The 2,884-nt window shown below is 44.3% G+C and carries 2 protein-coding genes; both read right to left on the reverse strand.

The features are described from left to right. A partial coding sequence (locus IQ229_RS22060; RefSeq protein ID WP_194047404.1) for a hypothetical protein occupies positions 1-2,170 on the reverse strand: 2,170 nt, incomplete at its 3' end. A 38-nt stretch (positions 2,171-2,208) separates the two neighbouring features. After that, on the reverse strand, positions 2,209-2,884 hold a 676-nt coding region (locus tag IQ229_RS22065), incomplete at its 5' end, for a methyl-accepting chemotaxis protein (RefSeq protein ID WP_194047406.1).

Consider the following 2,884-nt stretch of genomic DNA (forward strand, 5'->3'; position numbering starts at 1 on the left):
TTCCTTGGATATAAGCAGCAACTGGAATTGCTTCCCCCAGAGGATGGATTGCAGAAGATTGTTTGCCGATGATGCAATCTACTTCTAAAGCACATCGTTTGTCTAAGTAACGAAATACTAATAAAGGCTTATCCTGCTTGAAAGCATTTGCTGTATCTGTGCTGTAAGTAGTAACTGAGGTGGGAAGGTGGTTAGGACAAATCAGCACATCAGTCAATAAGTGGATAGGGACGAGCATTTCTGTTGTTAAATCCTCATCAGCACAACCAAGGAAACCACTGGTGCCAGAAGACTGCAAAAATAACATACGTCCGGCTTGAGTTTGGATAATTTGTTCGGACTGGGATAGACAAATCTGCTCTACAGAATCGGCAAGAAATGCATAGACTCTGGAGTTAGCTTGACAGACGATAAGTTGAGCAATTTTTTGATCGAGGGGAATTTGGAGCGAAAAGGCTGTACCATGTCCAGCTTTAGACTTCAATACTATTCTTCCCTGAATAGCTGTTAATTGCTTGCAAACTTCAGTTAATTCTACTCCTAACTCTAAGGCAGCACGATCGCATAAAACAGATGAAACCTCTGGTTCAAGTACCAGCTCTTGTAAGATATTTCCTGGTTTTGTAAGGGCGAGTCCTTGGGCTGAAGCTTGTTGATAAATTTGAGATAAGTTAAGTCCTGCGCCATCATCACAGCCATCAATAATCAGTTGATTTCCCTGCTGGTAAACCTGAATTTCAATAATACCGTTGCTATTTTTACCTAGCTGTTGGCGTGTTTGGCAAGACTCAATACTTTGCTCTAGTAAATAGCAACTTATATGCAACAGGAGAGCATGGAGGCGATCGCTAAATGCCCGATCGACTTGGATATCGCTAATTTGTAAATGTAGTCTAGCAGACTTATCTTGTAGAGCTTGTAACTGAGACCAAAGCCGATGTAAAGGTTCTAACGCTACTTTTAAAGGAATAGTTGTAACTTTTTTGACTAAATTGGAAGACTGGTTAAGCAACTTTTCCTGCTGTATCAGTTCTTGTTTGAGTTGATGATGATTGTTATTCAGCGAATCAACAGTTGATACCACCTGAGACGCTTGGGCCAAAACAGATTGCAGAGTACTGTATAATTGCTGAGAGCGAGAAGCAGCTAGAGGAGAAAGGGTATCTGAAATTGCTGCTAAACGTCCTGACCATTCTTGTAGATTATCGAGCAGGTGTTGTAATCGTTTAACTTGTCGGAGCAACCGCCCGATCGTATGTTGCTGTTGTTCTTCCTGACAGACTTGCTGATTATATGTAGTTAATAATGTTGCAATTAGCGCGTTTAGTTGTTCGAGATGCTTAATATTGATGGGTGTGGCGGTTGGAATACTTGTTGCAAGAATGGTAGAAATCGATTCTTGCAAAGAGAGTGGATGGCGATCGCGAACAGATTTAACTAGGGATGCAACAGATATTTCATTAGGCAGGGAAAAATCCCCCAACCAAGCATGAAAATCTTCTTCCCCATACTCCTCCGGGTTTGCTAGTTCCCTTACCTTGATGGGAAGCTGCTCGGTATCTACGCGAACAAGGCTGCCAGACTGGGGGCTAGTTAGTTCTCTGTCAAGAATTTCTTTGTCTTTAACCATAACTTGCTCTGGTAGAGCCGTAGAAGATTCTACCTCGGCCAAGCGATCGCCCAACTGAATAACTGGTTGATATTCTTGCGGTTGCTCTATCGATATCTCAAGGTTTGTTTCCTGGGGGATAACGCTTTGTTGGCGATCGCCAAACTCTGCTTGTAGACGAGCAACAATGGCAGACATCCGCTCCAGAATTTCTACTTCGTCAATTTGCGAGGCTGTTAAAAATGCCATCAATAGCATCTGTAGGCAATCTAATCCTTCTGACAACAGGGAGGCGATTGGGGCGTTGACAGTTGCTCGATACTGATGCAGAAGCTGAAAAATCTCTTCTAGTGCAGCCGCAACTATGGCAATGGCATCTAGCTCGGCTGCTATGGCAATCGAATGCAGAGAGCTAGCAGCTTCCATGAGAGCCAAAGCTGTACCAGGGTTACTGTCTTTTGTATAGTTAGGCAACTCCTGCTCCAAGAACAGCAACAGATCGATCGCTTCTTCTAGAAAGCGATCGTCGTTCTGCGGTTGGGGGACAAAATCGGTACTCATGAAAACAACTCTCAGTTTCTATGGGGTTTGTGACAATTCTATGGCTTCGACATTGATTTGAGGGTACAAGCAGCGATGTCGGCGATCGCTCTGAATTGCTCGTGGATTTGCGCGATTGATTCCAGCCCAGCACTGATTTGGCGATCGCACGGTTCGATAGCAGAAGCAACGTCTGTTGCTGCCACCTGGAGTTCTTGGAACCATTCCTCTAAATTTAGCGTGCTTTCGCGGGCTTGACGGGCGAGAATTTCCACCTGTTCGGCAGCAACTAGCAAACCTCGTTCCTGGTCGCTAGCTTTTGTGGCTTCGATGGCTGTATTCAGGGATAAAACCTGAATTTTGGTACTCAAGCCTTCCACAAGATGAACAAAGCCAGAAGCTTGCTGACAGAATTCACCAAGGTATTGCAGCTGTTTATTAGTAATAGCAACAGTATCTTGAATAGACATTAAATGCTCGTTGGCAAGCTCGGCGATTCTGGCTCCTTCTTGTACGGTCTGGTTCACCTGCTGCAATGGCACTAGTAACTGTGAGCGATCGCAGGATTCAAACTGTTGAGCAGGTGGAGCTACTATTTCAGCCGAATGCAAGTTAATTGTCAACATCATTCCTACTTGTTGTAGCAAACTGCGCTCTGCTTCCTGCCATTGTCGGGGTTGAAGGCAATGATGAATAACTAAAAAACCCCAAGGCTGTTGTTTGACAATCAAGGGC

Source organism: Nostoc cf. edaphicum LEGE 07299, from assembly GCF_015207245.1.
In the GTDB taxonomy this organism is placed as follows: domain Bacteria; phylum Cyanobacteriota; class Cyanobacteriia; order Cyanobacteriales; family Nostocaceae; genus Nostoc; species Nostoc edaphicum_B.